Here is an 18111-nt window from a genome sequence, read left to right as displayed (position 1 = left end):
TATAAATTGTAATTTTCTATTCTAAAATACTTAATTTTTTATAACATAGAGAATATAATTATTGTATAGAGAGAAATAATTAAAGGAGAATTTAAATTATGAAAAAAACTTCAAACAAAGTTGTGTTAGTTGGTACTGGAGCTGTTGGGATGTCATTTATTTACTCAGCAGTTAACCAAGGGTTAGCTGAAGAATACGTATTAATTGATGTTAACACAAAAGCTGCAGAAGGAAACGCAATTGATATTCAAGATACAATGGCTGTTTTAGACAAACCATTTACAATTAAAGCAGGAACTTATGATGATTGTAAAGATGCTGACTTAATTGTTATTACAGCTGGACGCCCTCAAAGACCTGGTGAAACAAGATTAGAATTAATTGCTGATAACTCAAGAATTATGAAAGGGATCGCTGAAGCTATTAAAGCATCAGGATTTAATGGAGTAACTGTTATTGCTTCAAATCCATGTGACGTTTTAACAACTGTTTATCAACAAGTAACTGGTTATGACGAACATTCAGTAGTTGGAGCTGGAACAACTCTTGACTCAGCTAGATTAAGAAGATTAGTTGCTGAAAAATTAAATGTGGCTCCAAAATCAGTTAACGCATACATTATGGGAGAACATGGAGATTCATCAGTTGCTGCTTATTCAAAAGCAACAGTTATGGGACAACCAATTAGTAAATACTTAGCAGAAGGAAAAATTACTGATGCTGACTTGCAAGAATGCTGAACAAGAGCTATTAGAATGGCATATGAAATTATTGAACGTAAAGGTGCTACTTACTACGGAATTGGTGTATGTTTAGCTGCTATTTCATCAGCAATCTTGAGAGATGAAAAAACAACATTCATGGTTGGTGCTAAATTAAACGGAGAATATGGACAAAAAGGATTCTACACAGGAGTTCCTGCAATCTTAGGATCAAAAGGATGAGAAACAATCATCGAATGAGACTTAACAGACGCAGAAAAAGATGCATTTAAGAAATCATGTGATGCTTTAGATGCAACTTACCAAAAAGCAAAAGAAGCTATTGCTTAATTGAAATTAATAATAAGATGATTGTCATCTTATTTTTTTTATTTTTTTTCCTTAATTATAAATGAGGTGAATAAAATGCTAGTAGAAACAGAACAACAACTTAATAGTGATATTATAGTTGAAACAATTACTTCTAATAATATGCAATCTTTTTTAGCACCTGAAATTGCATTTTTTAACAAACCTTATGTCGTTAATAAAAATAGCTATTATAAGATGCTTGTTTCTTTAAATTTAAATCCAAATATAGCTAACACTGAGCAATATGAGCAAATCTATAATATCCAAAACTTAGATTTTAAACTTTTTACATCGGATTTAAAAGAAATTAAACCATCTTCTGTTATACCAAAAAGCCACATAATAAATAATCAAAATAAAATATTTTTTGTGTATGAAATACCACTTTCTTTGAAACAAGAGCATTCAATAAATTTGAATTTTGGTTTGAGTCATGATTTCAATAGCTTAAATTATAAATCAAAGGGCACAATTAGCCTTAATTCAAAATTTGCCAAAGTTGATAATAAAATAAATTTAAATTTGGTCAACTATTTAACTTATTATGATAACAAAAGTAAGCAAAAAAAATGAACATCAGAGTGCCTAGTGGAAGCTAATGTTGATCTTAAATTTCCTAAATTTGAAGTCAATAAACAGTATTCTGAGCTAGGCAAAATTAATATAGAATATATTGATAAAAATAAAGACATAATTAATTTTAATCAAATACTAATTGATGAAATACAACAAATAAAAAATAACAAAATATTCCCAGCTGTCAAACTAAGCGAGTTTAAATTTAATAATGAAAAAGATTTTAAAAATTTTTATTCAGGCGAATTAAAACCAAAACTAATAGAAAGCCAGGAATCTATAAATTTGGTTTACCTTGAAAACTCGTTTCTGGATGAAAAAAATAAAAAGGTACTTCTAGACAAGGGTGAAGTAGGATTATTCTTGAATCCATTTAATTGAAATAAAAATCAAAATATTCAAGTTACATTGGAAATTTTTGGCGAAAATATTGATATTATTTTGCCAATTAAATCTTATAGTGATTTTAAATTTATTGATTCAATAAAATTTGAAATTCAGGAAGGTAAAAATTTTATTTATAGATTTACAAATGAATTTTGATCAATTTTAACTTTGTTAACAGCTGATGAAATAAAGGAGGTGGTTAAAGAATATGAAATTACTTAAACAATTCTTAATACTTTTATTATTAGTTTCAGGACTAACAAGTTTATACTTTGCTATTGTTTCAGCCAATTTTTTTGGTTCAAATAAAGTCGATAACTTAAATATTAAAAAAGTTGTTTTTACAGAAAATGAATGACACACTTTCGTAGATAAAGATGGAAATATAAATAGAGATATTTTCATTAGTTCTTTTCTTCTTAAGATGGAAAATCAAGAGCATATAAAGGATATAAAGTTTACTTTTAAAGATAATAAGATTGAAGTGAATATATGAAATGAATTTAAAAGTTATAAGTGATATTACCAATTAGAAAAAGCATAATAAATGTTATAATTTGTTTAGGTGATAAAAATGAATATACATAACGAAATTATTAAAGAATTAAAAAACAAAGGTGCAAAAGGAAATCTAACAGCTGAAACTCAGTTTTCAACAATCGGTCTAGATTCATTAGATTTAATGGATATGATTACAGTTTTAGAGGACCGTTTATCAATATTTGTTCCTGATGATAAACTTTTAGAAATTAAAACAATCAAAGATTTAGAAAATGTTATTACAGAGTTAACAAAATAATTTATGTTAAAGTTAAATAAAGCTCAGCAAGCAAAATATAATGAAATTATTGAGCAACTAAAAGTTAATTCAATTAAAATAACTGAAATAAGGTCTAACATAATTAAACTTATTATCATATCAGAACATATAAATATTCAGCAGCTGACATTAAAGCTTGAAAAAATTTTAGCTAATGTTAATTTAGCAAGTATTTATAATACAATTGATTTATTATTGAAGGAACACATTATAACCTCAAATACATTTGATGGAAAAAATATTTGATATGAACTTTCAACAAATAAATCAGCACACATTAAATGTGACAATTGTGGAAACATTGAGCATGTATCTGCAGACAAAATAACAAATATAAATTTTGATGAATTTAGAGACTTAATTTTGGATAAGAAGCAGATGCTTGAGCATGTAAAAATTGAATTACATGTTATTTGTGAAAGTTGTATTAAAAAAAGAAATTAGCGCTTTATATATTAAGATTGAAAAAAGGTATTTTTTTATTTATAATATTTAAGTGTTTAATAGGGGCATAGTTCAGTTGGCAGAACATCGGTCTTCAAAACCGAGTGTCGCGAGTTCGAGTCTTGCTGCCCCTGCCATTATAAAAATTCAAAGTACTCTCATAGGTAAGAGTACTTTTTTTAGAGGTATAGTTCAGTTGGTAGAACATCGGTCTCCAAAACCGAGTGTCACGAGTTCGAGTCTTGTTACCTCTGCCAATCTATAAGTAAAAAAATGTTTAACAAGGTCAATACCATGTTAAACATTTTTTCTTATATAGTTTTAGTAATAATAAATCCTATTGTATCAACACCAGCATGAGCTGTATAAATATTAGGGATTAGTTCTTCTGAAAAATTAACTTTGGCTTCAATTAACGCAGTTCTTGCAGCTTCATATATTTTTGAAGATGTTAATGGGGTTCTGACAAAAACCATTTCATAACCTTTAGTATATTTATCATGGTAAACTTTTGTAATTCTTTCCATAATTGAATGGATAGTTCTACCCATTGCTTCTTTTTTTGGTTCAGCTTCTCATTTAATTAAAACTTTAGTTTTTAAAAGGTTTAAAACGGTTGTAACTGCCTTTTTTCCTCTTCCACCACTTGTTAATCTTTTAAGATCACCAGGAAGGATTGCGATGTAAATAGATTTTTCGTAATCCTTAATAGCTTCAGTGATTTGTTCAGGAGTTTCGATAACCCCTTTTTCAATTAAATTAGTAATGTAAAGAGCTGTTTGCTCTATTGCTTGAGCAGCAATGTTTAAGTTTTCATAAACAGTTACTTTTCCTATATACTTATCATCTCTTGAAACCATCATAGCTGTTTGTAACATACTTGATAAATTACCAGTAATAGGTATATGGTAAATATGATCATAAGTTTTTAAAAGTTCATCATATTTGTTTTCAACTTCACCCGGGCTAGCTTGACTTGTTTTAATGTCAACGCCTTCTGAAATAAGTTTAATAATGTTTTTTTCCTTTACTTCTTTTGGTGTATCTAACATATCTGTTCCATTAGGAAAAGTAAAATGTAACGGTAAAACTTCAATATTTTTATTTTTTATTTTTTCTGATGAATTAGTTCCTGAACTGTCTAATAAAATAACTATTTTCATAAATCCCCCTATTTCTTTCAAGCTGCTATAGCTAATGTTTCTTTGCCCGTGTGCGCTGCGATAACACTTGTTATCTGACTTTTTAAATTTATAGTAAATCCTTTTTCTTCAATTATTTTAACAATTTCTGCTAATGTTTCTGGTTCCATTCTTGAATAAGAAATATCGACAGTTTTAACACCTTTTGCATTCTTCTTAATCAAATCTAAAGCTTCGTTAATAGCTTTTTTAAAAGTTCTTGCCGTAGCTTCTTTATCAATTTTCCCATCATATCTAAGTATTGGTACAATTTTTAGCATTTTTGCTAAACTAGCAGCTGCAGGGCTTATTCTTCCACCACGCTTCAACGTATCCAATGATTTTGGAATAATGTAACCTATAAAATCTTCATTTGATTTTGAAACTAGTTCCATTATTTCAAAACCTTTTTTATTTTGTGCAATTCAAAAGGCAACTTTTTTTACAAATTCTTGATTAACGATACTTACTCCGTTAGTATCACAAACAAAAACCTTTCCTTTATATTCTTTTTCGGTTTCACTTATCATTCTGTAAGTACTAAATTGTCCACTCAATCCTTTTGATAAAGGTAAGAATATTATTTGATCATATTCAGTTAAAAGTTTATCTCAGACTTTTAACATTTCCCCCGGTGTGGTTTGTGCGGTCTTTAGAATCTGTTTGTCTAATAAGTCATAAAAAAAGTTATCGTCTAACTTATCATCACTAAAATGCGTTGTACCGTCTTCTTCAACAATCAGTAGAGGAACCTGGTACAAATCTTTAAAACTTTTTAAATTCCCATCAAATGATGAGTCAGTTAAAATAGCTATTTTCATAATCTAACCTCCTGTAGTGCTTTTTTAATAACTTAATTATATAATATTAATAAAATTATTAAAATAGAGGTGAATGTATGAGTACAAAATTTGGAGTATTTTATAACAAAGAATTCAATTGTTTATTGCTAACTTTCAGTAATAAACCTATAACAACATCAGAAAAAATTAAAAATATTGTTATTTTGAAAAATCAAGATGAAATTGTTGGAATAAATATTTTTAATGTAAAAAAAGAAATAAATAAAAGTTTTATAATAAATGAACCTGTTATTTATGAATATATCAACTCTGAATTAAAAGATGTAATAAAATTACAAAATTTACCTCAGTTTGTAATAGGCAAAATCATTAAATGTGAAAAAATACCCGACACACATTTAAGTGCGTGTGAAGTAGACATTAAATCGGAAATATTAAAAATTGTATGTGGAGCAAGAAATGCAAGAGAAGGCATTTATGTTGTTGTAGCCACTGACGGAAGTTGAATGCCAAATGGTATGCAAATAGTTAAAGGGAAACTAAGAGGATTTGATTCTGAAGGTATGTTATGTAGTGCTAAAGAATTAGGCATAGAAGAAGCAAAATTTAATTCAGATGGAATTATCGAATTAGATGAAAAATACCATAACGCTTTAGGAGCAGAGTTTAAAGGATAATTTATGAAAAAAATACTTTTTGATAAAAGAATTAAAAATGGTTACTATATTGCTGACTATTTCAAGAAAACAAGAACTATTATAGAAAATCAACTTTCTAATTCCATTGTAACTATGCAATTTTTTCAAAGAAAAAATGATATTACATTGTCAGGCATAAATGAAGTTTTACAGTTATTAGAGTTTGCATGTGAAGACTATAAAAGTTTGAAAATATGGTCATTAAGTGATGGAAATATTATTAATGCAAATGAACCAGTTTTAAAAATTGAAGGTAAGTATTCAAATTTTGGTTGATTGGAAGGAATGATTGATGGAATATTAGCAAGAAATTCTTCTGTAGCAACAAATTCAAAAAAAATAGTTTCTGCTGCGAATGGTAAGCCCGTTTTAAATATGATGGATCGTGCTGATTCTTATTTGACTTTGGCAAATGATGGATATTCATCATGAGTTGGTGGAATAAAACTTTTTGTTACAGAAGCATCATTAGAATTGATTGATGATGAGTCAATCCCAAAGCCTTCTGGTACAATGCCACATGCTCTTATTCAGGCATTTGATGGAGATATTATAAAAGCTACAGAAGCATTTTATAGAACTTTTCCTGAAAGTAATTTATTATCATTAATTGATTACAATAATGATTGTGTTAGAGATGCCGTTAAAGTTGCTAATCATTTTAAAGAAAAGTTATGAGCTGTCAGAATTGATACTTCAGGAAATTTAATTGATAAATATTTAGAAGAAAATAAAATGAAATACCCCGCTAATGCTAATTTATATGGTGTAAATGAATATTTAATTAAAGAAGTCAGAAACGCGCTTGATAAAACTGGAAACACACATGTAAAAATAATTGTTTCTTCGGGCTTAACAGCAGAAAAAATTAAAGAATTTGAAGCAAACAACGTACCTGTTGATATATATGGAGTTGGCGGATATCTAGCAAAAATAGATAACAACTTTACAGGTGATGCTGTTCTAATAAACGGTAAAGAGCAGGCAAAATTTGGAAGAAAAAATATGCCTTCTGACCGTTTAAAACAAATAAAATAAAAGGAGAATTTATGAACATAATTAAAGAATTAGAATGACGAGGATTGGTCAAACAAATCACAAATGAAGAAAGACTATTAAAAGCTCAGAAAGATGGAGCTGCTGTTTATTGTGGTTTTGACCCAACTGCTGACTCATTACATGTTGGTCATTTAATGATGATAGTTACACTTAAAAGATTTGATCAAGCTGGATTTCAAGCAATCGGTTTAATTGGTGGTGGAACAGGTATGATTGGTGATCCATCATTTAAAGCAGACGAAAGAAAATTACAAACTGATGAACAAGTTAAATTTCATGCAAATGCTATTCAAAATCAACTTTTAAGAATTATTCCAGATGTTACATTTGCTAATAATGCTGATTGACTAGGAAAAATGTCATTAATTGATTTTTTAAGAGACGTTGGAAAAGATTTCAACATTAGTTATTTATTAAACAAAGATTCGATTGCAACTAGAATAAGCACTGGTTTATCTGTAACAGAGTTTTCATATACTATGTTACAAGCGTATGACTTTTATAATTTATATATAAAATATAATTGTAAAGTTCAAATTGGTGGAAGTGACCAATGAGGAAACATAACAAGTGGAACGGATTATATTTCTACTAGAGTGGGATCAGCTAATACTGAAGCTGCTGGATTTACAATTCCGTTATTAACAAAATCTGATGGAAAAAAATTTGGTAAAACCGAATCTGGTGCTGTTTGATTAGATGCAAATAAAACTAGTGTTTATGATTTTTATCAATTCTGAATCAATCAAGACGATAATGATTGTGTAAAAATGTTAAAATTTTTAACTTTCCTAACACAAGAAGAAATTTCAGAATTAGAGTTAAAACATAAAGAGGCACCGCATTTAAGAACTATGCAAAAAACTCTGGCTTCAGAAGTAACTAAATTTGTTCATGGTGAAGCTGAATTAAATAAAGCTATTAAGTTAACTGAGGCTTTTTTCGCAGGAAATATTTTAAATTTAGATGATGATCTTTTAGAATTAGCAATTAAATCAATCCCAACAGTTGATGTTGAAAAAACAACATTGGCAATTGAAGCAATTGTTAATGTCAATGCGGCAACATCAAAAAGAGAGGCAAGAGAGTTCATTAGTTCAAGAGCAATATCCTTTAATGATGAGGTTATTATTAATGAAAATATGCATTTAAGTGAAGTTAAAACTATTAAAGATAACAAAATTATTGTTAAAAAAGGTAAGAGAAAATACTATTTACTAAATTTAAAATAAAAAATTCCAAAATATTATTTAACATTTGGAAAAAAATATATATAATAAAAATAGGGGATAAGTATTTATCCCCCCGCATAAAAATTGCTAAAGCAGTTTTTAAATCTTTTCATTTATATATACTTTTATTATCAAATTTACATTTTATTTTTTCTCTCAAAACAAAATTAACTCATCTAAGGATGAGTTTTATATAATGTAAGATAAAAAAACACCAGTGATGATCACCGGTGTTTTAATTTGTTTAATTATTATTTAATTAAACGGTTGTATCATTCAACAATTAAAGCATCGTTGATTTCTACGTTTAATTCTTGACGTTCAGGTAGTCTTACAAATTGCCCTTTTAAGTTAGCTTTGTCTACTTTAACGAATTCAACTGTTGATTCATTATTTTGTAATGCTTCAGCAATTTTATCGTTTTTCTTCATAGCTTCTTTAACTTCAATTGAATCACCTGGTTTTACTTGGTATGAAGGAATGTCTATTTTTTTACCATTTACTAAAATGTGTCCGTGGTTTACTAATTGACGAGCAGCTTGTCTAGTCATTGCAAATCCAAGACGGAAAACAATGTTATCCAATCTTGATTCTAATAATACTAGGAAGTTTGTTCCTAAAATTCCACCGTGAACTTTTTTAGCTCTAGCAAATGTATTTCTGAATTGTCTTTCAGTCATTCCATACATGAATTTAACTTTTTGTTTTTCCTGTAATTGAGCACCGTATCCACTCATTTTTAAACGAGCTTTGTCTTTACCATGTTGACCTGGAGTAGTTACTCTTTTTTTACCTTTGCTAAATTCTTTACCATTCTCAAGAATTGAGAAACCATATCTTCTTGCTTTTTTAAATGTTGATCCTGTATATCTTGACATACGTTATCTCCTTTTTTAAAAATAGCGTTATTAAAAATAGTCTTTGATGAATTCCTTACTAACCAGTTTACTAATTCGCTCTTACTGCCAAGAGTTACTTTTAAATTATAATAAGTGTAAACAGTTTTTAGTAAATATTCATCCGCAGAATATAAACAATAACTTTAATATTATATATATAAACTAGATTACTTTCAACAACAAATGTATTAAATATATTTGTTATAATAATATATAGTAGAAAAGTGGTGATTTCATGAATTTAATGGCAACTTTATCAAGTAAACAAACAGCCTTATTTATGGTTGGTATTATATTAGTAGTGGTCTCATTATTTGGATTAATAGGAACACTAATAGCTTTAGTTATTTATAAAAAAACTGTTGAGTATACATATGAAAGTTCTAGAAAACTTGAACTTGTTAATTCATCACCTTTATTTGTAAAAATAAAAATTTTTCATAAAGTATCATTACATAATAAAGAAAATAAATTTCTAGAACCCACTTTTAAAATATTACTAAGAAACTATTACAATATATTTGCTGAAAGATTTGTAGAACTTGCTGATCAAACAACAAAAATGTTTAATGCAAACAACTATAAACCAAAACCAACAATAGGAAATTATTTAAAAGCAAAAAAAATATTTGACAATTCATACGCGTTGCAAACAGATACAGTAAATATAGTTAATAATATTGAACAAATTTTAGAAATGCAAAAAATTGCAAGAGACTGATACATAAGTGTTATTGAAGAAACAAATAATATTAAAACATTAATCAAAGCAAAAAATGGAATTTCGAATGATGTTTGAAGTCGAAATTCTTTAAATGCAAATTTTTTATATAACTTGAACTCTTGCATTGAATTGGCTGGTGCAGAAATTCAAAATTCAAAATTTAATGAAGCAATAGCAAACCTTAAAGAAGCTTATGAAATTATTTCTAAATTAATTTTAATTATAGATCACACTGAAAAAATGATTTATTTGGTTGATAATCAATTGAAAAATAAGTTAGATGAAATTGCTAAATCAATTTTTCAGATTTCAACAAATAACGAACTTCAAAAAAATAATAGGAGATCACAGTTTTCATCTATTTCAGATTTTTATAAAAACCTATCAATAACTATCAAAAGAGAAATATATTCTTTGAACATTGAAAGAGCTTATGAAAATTCAGAAACTTTATTAGCTCAAATTAGAGGATTTGAAATAAATATGAAATATGAAACAGCTATTAAACAATTTATTGAAAATAGTCAAAAAGTTATTAAGAATTCTTTTTCTTCAATTCAAAATGAAATCACTTCTCTTTATGATATTTGAAGCATAAATAAACAGTTCGGTAATAATGTTGCAAATATAAATAGTATTAGAACAAAAATATTATCTGTAGAACAAATAATTAAAGAACAGAATGAGAAATATGCAAACTTACTAGAAGAGTTTGCAATTAGTGAAACATCTTTTCAAAAACTTTTATATGCAAAACAAGGTTCAAATTTAATGGATATAATTTCAAAGATATTTTTGTCATTTGAAAACTTAAGAGTTATCAGAGCTCAATTGACATCTAAGAATGAAATAATTAATGAAATTCAATCTAGAAATATAAGTTTAAAAAAAGTTCTTGTTGTTATGGAAGTATTAATTGCAAAAAATCCAAACATATCAATTTTAAAAACTTTTCAAGAGCATATAAATACAGGTTTTAAAATATTAGAAAAATCTGAAAAAAATGTAAAAAATAATCCAGAATTATTTTATGATAGAGATAAATATGATGAAATGATACAATTTTTGGATGCTAAAATAATAAGTTTCGCAATTATGAAAAATGATATGGCGTCAACAATTTATTTAGCTAAGCTTTCCGAAGTATCACTTTCATATTTAAACCGTTTTGGTGGAATTGAATCAATTGACAAAAGTATTTCAAAATCTTTGGAAAAATTGCAAGATGAAAATTACATTGAGTGTTTAAAAGACAATGTTATTATATTGAGTAAACTAAACTCAAAAAATATAGCTATTAGCTAAAATAGAAATTAGGAACAAATGAAAAGTATATTAGTAAGATATGGTGAATTAACCTTAAAAGGAAATAATAAACACATGTTTATTAGCAAACTTTTAGATAATATTAAATTCAAATTAAAAAAATTTGATCAATCAAAAATTAAATTTATTAAAGATAACAACTCATTAGTTATTGATGTAGTAAATGATATTCTTGACGATGTTTTAGAGGAATTGAAAACTGTTTTTGGAATATATTCACTATCAGTAATTGAAAAATGCGAAAAAGACTTAGATAAAATTGCTGAAAAAGTAATTGAAATCGCAAGAAACTCAGAATATAAAAGATTTAAATTGGAAATCACAAGAAAAGATAAAAGTTTTCCTATGACAAGTGCTGATTTAAAATTAGCTTTAGCACCAATGGTATTGAAAGCTGTTGATAACCTTATAGTTGATGTTCACAACCCAGATTTAAAAATTGAAGTGTTAGTTAAAAAAGATGGAATTCAAATTTTTTCAAAAAGAATCGAAGGTTTAAAAGGATTACCTGTAGGAGTTAGCGGAAAAGGACTTTCATTATTAAGTGGTGGAATTGATTCACCAGTTGCTTCTTTTCTAACAATGAAAAGAGGAATGCATGTTGACTTTATTCATTTCATGACACCACCTCATACTTCTCCTGAAGCATTAGATAAAGTTTTTGAACTAGCTAAAATTGTATCAAAATACAATTCAAAAAAATTTAACCTTTATGTATGTGATTTTTCTATGTTATTACAAGAATTACAACACCTGCCAGAAGAAAGTTACAAGATAACAATCATGAGAAGAATGTTCATGCGTATAGCTAATTTATTAGCAAAAGTTAATGGACATGAAGCTTTAATTACTGGGGAAAGTTTAGGACAAGTTGCTTCTCAAACTATTCAAAGCATTGATGTAATTAACTCAACAAGTGATTTGCCTATCTTAAGACCAGTTCTTACATATGATAAAGAAGAAATAATAACAATTTCAAAATTTATTAAATCTTATGAAACATCAATTTTGCCATTTGATGATGCTTGTTCATTATTTGTTCCAAAGCAACCTGTAACAAAACCAAAAAGATGAATGGCAGAAAACCAAGAAAATGCTGTTTTATGAAATGAATTATTAGATTACACAATGGAAAATAAAATTCAAAAATTTGTTTTCCATAACGGAAGTTTTACTGAAGAAACTAACAAGGAGGATTAATGTCAAATTTTATACCCCTAATAAATGTACGCAGTGTATATAATTTTCAAGAATCATTAATTAAAGTTAATGAGTATATTTCTTTTGCTAAAAAAGAAGGGTTTGAATATTTATTTTACTGTGAAAATAAAACTATGTATGGGGTAGCAGAATTTTTCAAAAAGGCTTCAAAAGAAAATATTAAACCTATAATTGGTTTATCAATAGAGCTAGATGATAAAAAAATAATCACTCTTATTCCAAAAAATAAAATGGGATATGGACATATCTGTTTAATCTCTTCTCAACTTAACGATGAAACTAAATTAAATGATGACGAAATTTATAGTCTACTTAAAAGAAGCATAGATAAAAATATTATTTTAGTTACTAATGTTGACGATAAAAATGCTTTTTTTAACGATGCTGAAGTTATAAACGCAAATGAAAAAAACTTGTTTTTTAATACAATAAGATATATCTCTGATGATGACAAAGAGCATTATAGAGGTCTTTTTGCTTTAAAAAATGGAATAACAATTAGCGAAGCAAATGATTTATATAAAATAAATGAATCTTATCCTTATTCTGATGAAATACTTGAAGTATTCCCAGAAACAGAAAATGTAGGAAGATATATTTGTGATAGTGTTGAACTAGATATTTTTGATAGTAATGAAAAGCATATGGCCAAATTCATTGCTCCAGATAACATGCCAAGTTTTTCATACCTAAAACAAAAGTGTTTAGCTGGTTTAAATCATTATTTCAGAAATATTAAAAACTCTGATATTCCAAATGAGTATATTGAGAGATTAAATACAGAATTAAATGTTATTGAAAAAACTGGTTTTGCTGATTATTTTTTAATTGTGCATGATTATGTAGCTTATGCTAGAAGAAATGACATAATTGTAGGTCCAGGTAGAGGAAGTGCAGCAGGAAGTTTAGTTTCATTTCTATTGCGTATTACTACAGTTGATCCAATTGAGTATAATTTACTTTTTGAAAGATTTTTAAATCCAGAACGTATCACAATGCCTGATATAGATATTGACTTTCAAGATAATCGAAGAGATGAAGTTATTGAATATTTATTTGAAAAATATGGCAAATATAATGTAGCAACTATTGTTACATATCAAACAATTGCGTTCAAATCTGCTTTTAGGGATGCGTGTAGAGTTTATCAAATTGATATAGAATTGGTCAACCTTATAACTAAGTCATTAACAGATGATTATTTAACATTCGAAGAAATACTAAAAACACAAAAGTTAATCAAAGAATATAGTGAAAAAAAAGAATTCATACCGATATTTAAATTAGTTGAAAAATTAATTGGTTGTCCAAGACAAACAGGGACTCATGCAGCCGGAATAATTATTAGTGATGTTGATCTGAGAACTGTGTTGCCTATCAGACAAGGGTTAAACGGTATTTATCAAACACAATTTGATATGAACTATCTTGAAGAGATAGGTTTAATTAAAATGGACTTATTAGGTTTAAGAAACCTAACAACGATAAAAGAAATTTTAGATTTAATTAAAACTAATCATAAAAAAGATTTTAGTCTTTCAAAAATAGATTTAAATGATGCTAAAACTTTTAAAATTTTAAGAGAAGGAAATACCACAGGTATTTTCCAATTAGAATCTCAAGGGATGACTAATTTAATTATTGACATGAAAGTTAATAACATAAATGATATAGCTGCTGCGTCATCTTTATATAGACCAGGGCCTCAAGAAATGATACCTGAGTATATAAACAATAAAAATAATAGAAGAGTAAGTTTAGTAGATAAAAGTTTAGCTAAAATATTGTTACCAACTTATGGTGTTATTGTTTATCAAGAACAAGTAATGCAGATTCTTCAATTAGTAGGTAATTTTTCATTAGGTAAAGCTGACATAGTTAGAAGAGCTATGGGTAAAAAACAAATCGACTATATGATGACTGTTAAAGATGAGTTTATTTCTAATGCAATTAAAAATAATTATTCAGAGGAAAAGGCTTTAGCAATTTGGAATTGAATCGAGCAGTTTGCTAAATATGGATTTAATAAATCACATGCTGTAGCTTATTCTTACATAGGTTATTGATTAGCATGATTTAAAGCTCACTATCCTGCAGAATTTTACACAGCTTTATTAAATGGAGTTATGGGTAATTTAGGTAAAACAAGCAAATATATTAAAGAAGTAAAACAATTTGGAATTGAAGTTATAAAACCATCTGTTAAGCCACCTTATAATAAGTTTGAAAAAACTAAAATTAACTCAGTATATGTAAGCTCTGACAATAGAATCTATATGCCACTAACTTTAATAAAAGGCATTGGTAGAGATTTTATAGCAACTTTAAACAATGTTGTTGATGAACACGAGGATTTATTTAATGATTTAAATAGCTTTTTCTTTTATATGAAAAATAAGGGTCTTAATGAGTCAAATTATACGTTGTTGGCAAAAGCTGGAAGTTTTGATTGTTTTGGATATACTAAATCAACAATGGTAGCGAATAAGGATTTTATTTTTAGTGCAATGATGGCTTTCAATGAAAATCTGCCTTTAGAGAAACAAACAAAAATTGAAAATTTATTTGAAGAACAATTAAATGAAGAAATGGAATCAAATTATGAAAAGGAAGTTTTTGGTTTTTACATTTCAGCTAACCCAATAACAAAATTGAAAAATGAAAATGCATATTTTAAACCTACTGATATTAATAAATTAGTTGAAAATATGTTTGATGTAAACATAATAGGTCAAGTTTCAGGTATTAGAATTATTAAAGATAAGAATCAAAATAATATGGCTTTTATTACTGTCTTTGATGATACTGAGACGATTGATTTAACAGTCTTTGCTTCTAACTTTGAAAATCTACAATATGATTTAGTAGTAAATAAAAATTATGTACTAAAAATCAAAACACAAAAATATAAAAATAAAATTACAGGAATACTAGAAAATATAGTTAAGCCAGTTTAATTGAAAGAGGGAATTATGAAAAAAATATTATTAGTAGACGGAAACTCATTATTGTTTAGAGCATACTATGCAAGTGCTTATGCAGGACCAATTTTAAAAACAAGCAATGGGATACCAACAAATGCTATATATTCGTTTGCAAATATGCTGACAAGTTTAATTAGTGATAGAGATTATTTTGATGTTAAAGTTGCGTTTGATAAATCAAAGAAAACTTTTAGACATGATAAATTAGAAAATTACAAAGCAGGTAGATCAGCAACTCCCGAAGATTTAATTCCCCAATTTCAAATAGTTAGAGAATTTTTAGATTCAGCAAATATTTCATGATGAGAAAAAGAAAATTATGAGGCGGATGACTTAATAGGTACAATGTCTAAAATAATTGAAAGTCATTGTGAAGATTTTGAAGTAGAAATTTTGACAAGTGATAAAGATATGTTTCAATTAATTACTAATAAAACAAAAATATTATTGCCTAAAACAGGAACATCCAATTTAGAATTATTTGGTACAAATGAACTTTTAGAAAAATGAGAGGTTGCTCCGGCAAATGTTGTTGATTTAAAAGGACTTATGGGAGATCCTTCAGATAATTTAAAAGGTGTTGAAGGTGTTGGTGAAAAAACAGCAATTAAATTATTAAAGGAATATAAAACTGTTGAAGGCATATACGAAAATATTGAATCTATTACAGGCAAGTTAAAAGAAAAACTAATTAATGGAAAAGAATCAGCATTTTTATGTAAAGAAATAGCAACTATAAATTGTGAAGTAGAAATTGAAGATTTAAAATTTGAACCAATTAATGTAAATCTTAACGGTCTTATAAATTTTTTAGAAAAATATGAAATGATTTCTTTAGTTAAAAGACTTTCAAGTAGAGTTGGAATAATTAATAAATTCGAAGAAAATTTACCAAAAGAAAAAACTTTGTACAAACAATTAGAAAAGTGAAATAATTTATATTCGTCTGAAATCAACTTTGTTTATGTTGAATCAATAGAAGAAAACTATCATAAAGGTGAAATATTAGGAATAGCGATTTCTAATGAAAAAGGTTTTTTCTATTTAAATCAGTTCAAAAATGATAACGAACTTCAAGACTTTTTTTCAGAATCTAAATACAAAAAAGCAACATATGATATTAAAAAGACAGCAACGATTTTAAAAAATAATAATATAAAGTTCAATTATGATAGTTTCATATATGATGCAATGGTTGCTTCGTATGTTCTAAATCCAAATATAACATCTAGAATTCAAAATTTAGTAAATATTGTTGAAACTGAATTATTTATTGAAGAAGACGAAATGATTTATGGAAAAGGCGCAAAACAAAATAAAGAAATTGAAGTTTCAACAAAAGCTGATTTTATTATTAGTAAATTAGAAATGCTAAAAAATACTTATGAACCAATAATAAATAAATTGATGGAAGAAAATCAATTTGATTTATATAAAAAAATTGAATTACCATTAGTTAAAGTTCTTTTCGAAATGGAACAAAAGGGTATTCTAATTGATAAGCTAGAACTTGATAAACAAACAGCTAGAACTTTATCTCTTATTGAAGAATTAGAAGAAAGAATGAAAACTGTTTTGCAAGGTCAAATAAGCAATGATTTTAATTTTGGTTCTCCAAAACAAATTAAAGAATTACTATTTGATCAAATAGGTTTACCTTCAAATAAAAAACAAAGTACTGATAGAGAAGCATTAGAAAAAATAGTTCATCTGCATCCAGTTGTTCAACTATTGTTAGAACATAGAAAATTAAATAAACTTTATTCAACTTATTTAAGAGGATTTGAAAAATTTATTTTTGAGGATAACAAAGTTCATACAATATTTAATCAAACCCTAACAAATACAGGAAGGTTATCTTCTTCAGAACCAAATATTCAAAATATTTCTGTTAAAGATGAACTGCAAAAAGAAGCACGTAAAATATTTATTTCTAACAATGATACGACATTTTATAGTTTTGATTATTCACAAATAGAATTAAGAGTTTTAGCACAACTAGGTGAAGAAGACACTTTATTAGATATTTTTAAAAATGATAGAGATGTGCATGCTGAAGCAGCTAGAAAAATATTTAATTTAGAACAAGAAGACGTTATAACTAGTGATCAAAGAAGAATAGCCAAAGTATTTAACTTTGGAATAATTTATGGTTTAAGTGATTTTGGTTTAAGTAATGATTTAAAAATAAGTATTAAAGATGCTAAAAAGTTTATAGAAGATTACTATAATTCCTTCGCGAAACTTATGATGTATAAAGACAGTTTAGTAAATGAGGCAACTGTAAAAGGATATGCTGAAACTTATGCAAATAGAAGAAGAATAGTAAATGAGTTAACATCAACTAACTTTTTGGTTAAAAGTTTTGGAAATAGAATAGCTGTGAATATGCCAATTCAAGGTACAGCAGCAGATATACTAAAAGTAGCCATGGTTGATATATTTGAGCAATTTAAAAATAATAATTTAAATAGCTTTATGGTTGCTCAAATTCACGATGAAATTATTTTTGAAATATTTGAAAATGAAGAAAAGTTAGCAAATGAAATAATTGAAGAATGCATGAAAAATGCGTTTAAAAAACTAGCTGTAATGGTTGGCAAAAAAGCAGATGAAATTGTAATAAAACTTGAAGTTAATAAATCAAAAGGTAATAATTGATTTGAATTAAAATAAAAGGAGTG

Annotated in this window: 15 protein-coding genes and 2 tRNA genes; 14 read left to right on the top strand and 3 right to left on the bottom strand. The window is 26.9% G+C overall.

Annotated features, from left to right (window positions below; genetic code table 4):
- The first annotated feature begins 98 nt into the window (after positions 1-98).
- The 7 genes from MENTO_RS03370 to MENTO_RS03340 all read left to right on the top strand — a co-directional run bounded on the left by MENTO_RS03370 (position 99) and on the right by MENTO_RS03340 (position 3557).
- Positions 99-1052 (top strand): L-lactate dehydrogenase, encoded by a 954-nt coding sequence (locus MENTO_RS03370; protein WP_099651442.1) that lies wholly within the window; start codon positions 99-101, stop codon positions 1050-1052.
- Between the two features lie 75 nt (positions 1053-1127).
- A complete protein-coding gene (locus MENTO_RS03365; protein ID WP_099651441.1) occupies positions 1128-2258 on the top strand; it encodes a hypothetical protein in 1131 nt (376 codons plus the stop codon).
- The gene (locus MENTO_RS03360) at positions 2245-2580 is read left to right on the top strand and encodes a hypothetical protein (protein WP_099651440.1); all 336 of its coding nucleotides are present in this window, start codon (positions 2245-2247) and stop codon (positions 2578-2580) included. Before MENTO_RS03365 ends, MENTO_RS03360 begins: the two co-directional genes overlap by 14 nt.
- A 30-nt stretch (positions 2581-2610) precedes the next feature.
- Entirely contained in the window at positions 2611-2835 is a 225-nt protein-coding gene (locus MENTO_RS03355; protein ID WP_099651439.1) for an acyl carrier protein, read from the top strand.
- 3 nt (positions 2836-2838) lie between these two features.
- Positions 2839-3300, top strand: coding sequence for a Fur family transcriptional regulator (locus MENTO_RS03350; protein ID WP_099651438.1), 462 nt, complete (start codon positions 2839-2841; stop codon positions 3298-3300).
- A gap of 61 nt (positions 3301-3361) precedes the next feature.
- Positions 3362-3437 (top strand) — tRNA-Trp (locus tag MENTO_RS03345).
- Positions 3438-3481: 44 nt separating this feature from the next.
- Positions 3482-3557, top strand: a tRNA-Trp gene (locus MENTO_RS03340).
- A 54-nt stretch (positions 3558-3611) separates the two neighbouring features.
- Here the strand turns inward: MENTO_RS03340 and MENTO_RS03335 are convergent.
- Both MENTO_RS03335 and MENTO_RS03330 read right to left on the bottom strand, forming a co-directional pair.
- Entirely contained in the window at positions 3612-4463 is an 852-nt protein-coding gene (locus MENTO_RS03335; RefSeq protein WP_099651437.1) for a DegV family protein, read from the bottom strand.
- 8 nt (positions 4464-4471) lie between these two features.
- Positions 4472-5302, bottom strand: a complete 831-nt coding sequence (locus MENTO_RS03330) for a DegV family protein (protein ID WP_099651436.1) — start codon at positions 5300-5302, stop codon at positions 4472-4474.
- A gap of 77 nt (positions 5303-5379) precedes the next feature.
- Here MENTO_RS03330 and ytpR point away from each other — a divergent pair, with 77 nt between their 5' ends.
- The 3 genes from ytpR to tyrS are packed head-to-tail and all read left to right on the top strand — an operon-like array spanning position 5380 to position 8273.
- Entirely contained in the window at positions 5380-5961 is a 582-nt protein-coding gene (ytpR, locus tag MENTO_RS03325) for a YtpR family tRNA-binding protein (RefSeq protein ID WP_099651435.1), read from the top strand.
- A 3-nt stretch (positions 5962-5964) separates the two neighbouring features.
- On the top strand, positions 5965-7020 hold the full coding sequence (locus MENTO_RS03320) for a nicotinate phosphoribosyltransferase (protein ID WP_099651434.1): 1056 nt from the start codon (positions 5965-5967) through the stop codon (positions 7018-7020).
- Positions 7021-7031: 11 nt separating this feature from the next.
- Positions 7032-8273: a tyrosine--tRNA ligase gene (gene tyrS / locus MENTO_RS03315; protein ID WP_099651433.1), complete on the top strand. Its 1242-nt coding sequence runs from the start codon at positions 7032-7034 to the stop codon at positions 8271-8273.
- Positions 8274-8524: 251 nt separating this feature from the next.
- On the opposite strand, the gene rpsD is transcribed toward tyrS, so the two are convergent.
- Positions 8525-9151, bottom strand: a complete 627-nt coding sequence (rpsD, locus tag MENTO_RS03310; protein ID WP_099651432.1) for a 30S ribosomal protein S4 — start codon at positions 9149-9151, stop codon at positions 8525-8527.
- Positions 9152-9407: 256 nt separating this feature from the next.
- On the opposite strand from rpsD, the gene MENTO_RS03305 reads away from it, so the two are divergent.
- Genes MENTO_RS03305 through polA form a run of 4 tightly spaced genes read left to right on the top strand, consistent with a single transcriptional unit; the run spans position 9408 to position 18103 of the window.
- Entirely contained in the window at positions 9408-11201 is a 1794-nt protein-coding gene (locus MENTO_RS03305; protein WP_099651431.1) for a hypothetical protein, read from the top strand.
- Between the two features lie 18 nt (positions 11202-11219).
- Entirely contained in the window at positions 11220-12422 is a 1203-nt protein-coding gene (gene thiI / locus MENTO_RS03300) for a tRNA uracil 4-sulfurtransferase ThiI (RefSeq protein WP_099651430.1), read from the top strand.
- Positions 12422-15400, top strand: coding sequence for a DNA polymerase III subunit alpha (dnaE, locus tag MENTO_RS03295; protein WP_099651429.1), 2979 nt, complete (start codon positions 12422-12424; stop codon positions 15398-15400). The genes thiI and dnaE overlap by 1 nt, the downstream gene beginning before the upstream one ends.
- A gap of 15 nt (positions 15401-15415) precedes the next feature.
- Positions 15416-18103 carry a DNA polymerase I gene (gene polA, locus MENTO_RS03290; RefSeq protein ID WP_099651428.1) on the top strand — a complete coding sequence of 896 codons (2688 nt, stop codon included), beginning with the start codon at positions 15416-15418 and terminating at the stop codon, positions 18101-18103.
- The last annotated feature ends 8 nt before the right edge of the window (positions 18104-18111 follow it).

Source organism: Mesoplasma entomophilum (assembly GCF_002804125.1).
Lineage (GTDB): Bacteria > Bacillota_I > Bacilli_A > Mycoplasmatales > Mycoplasmataceae > Mesoplasma > Mesoplasma entomophilum.
This window is presented reverse-complemented; position numbering and strand designations above follow the sequence as displayed.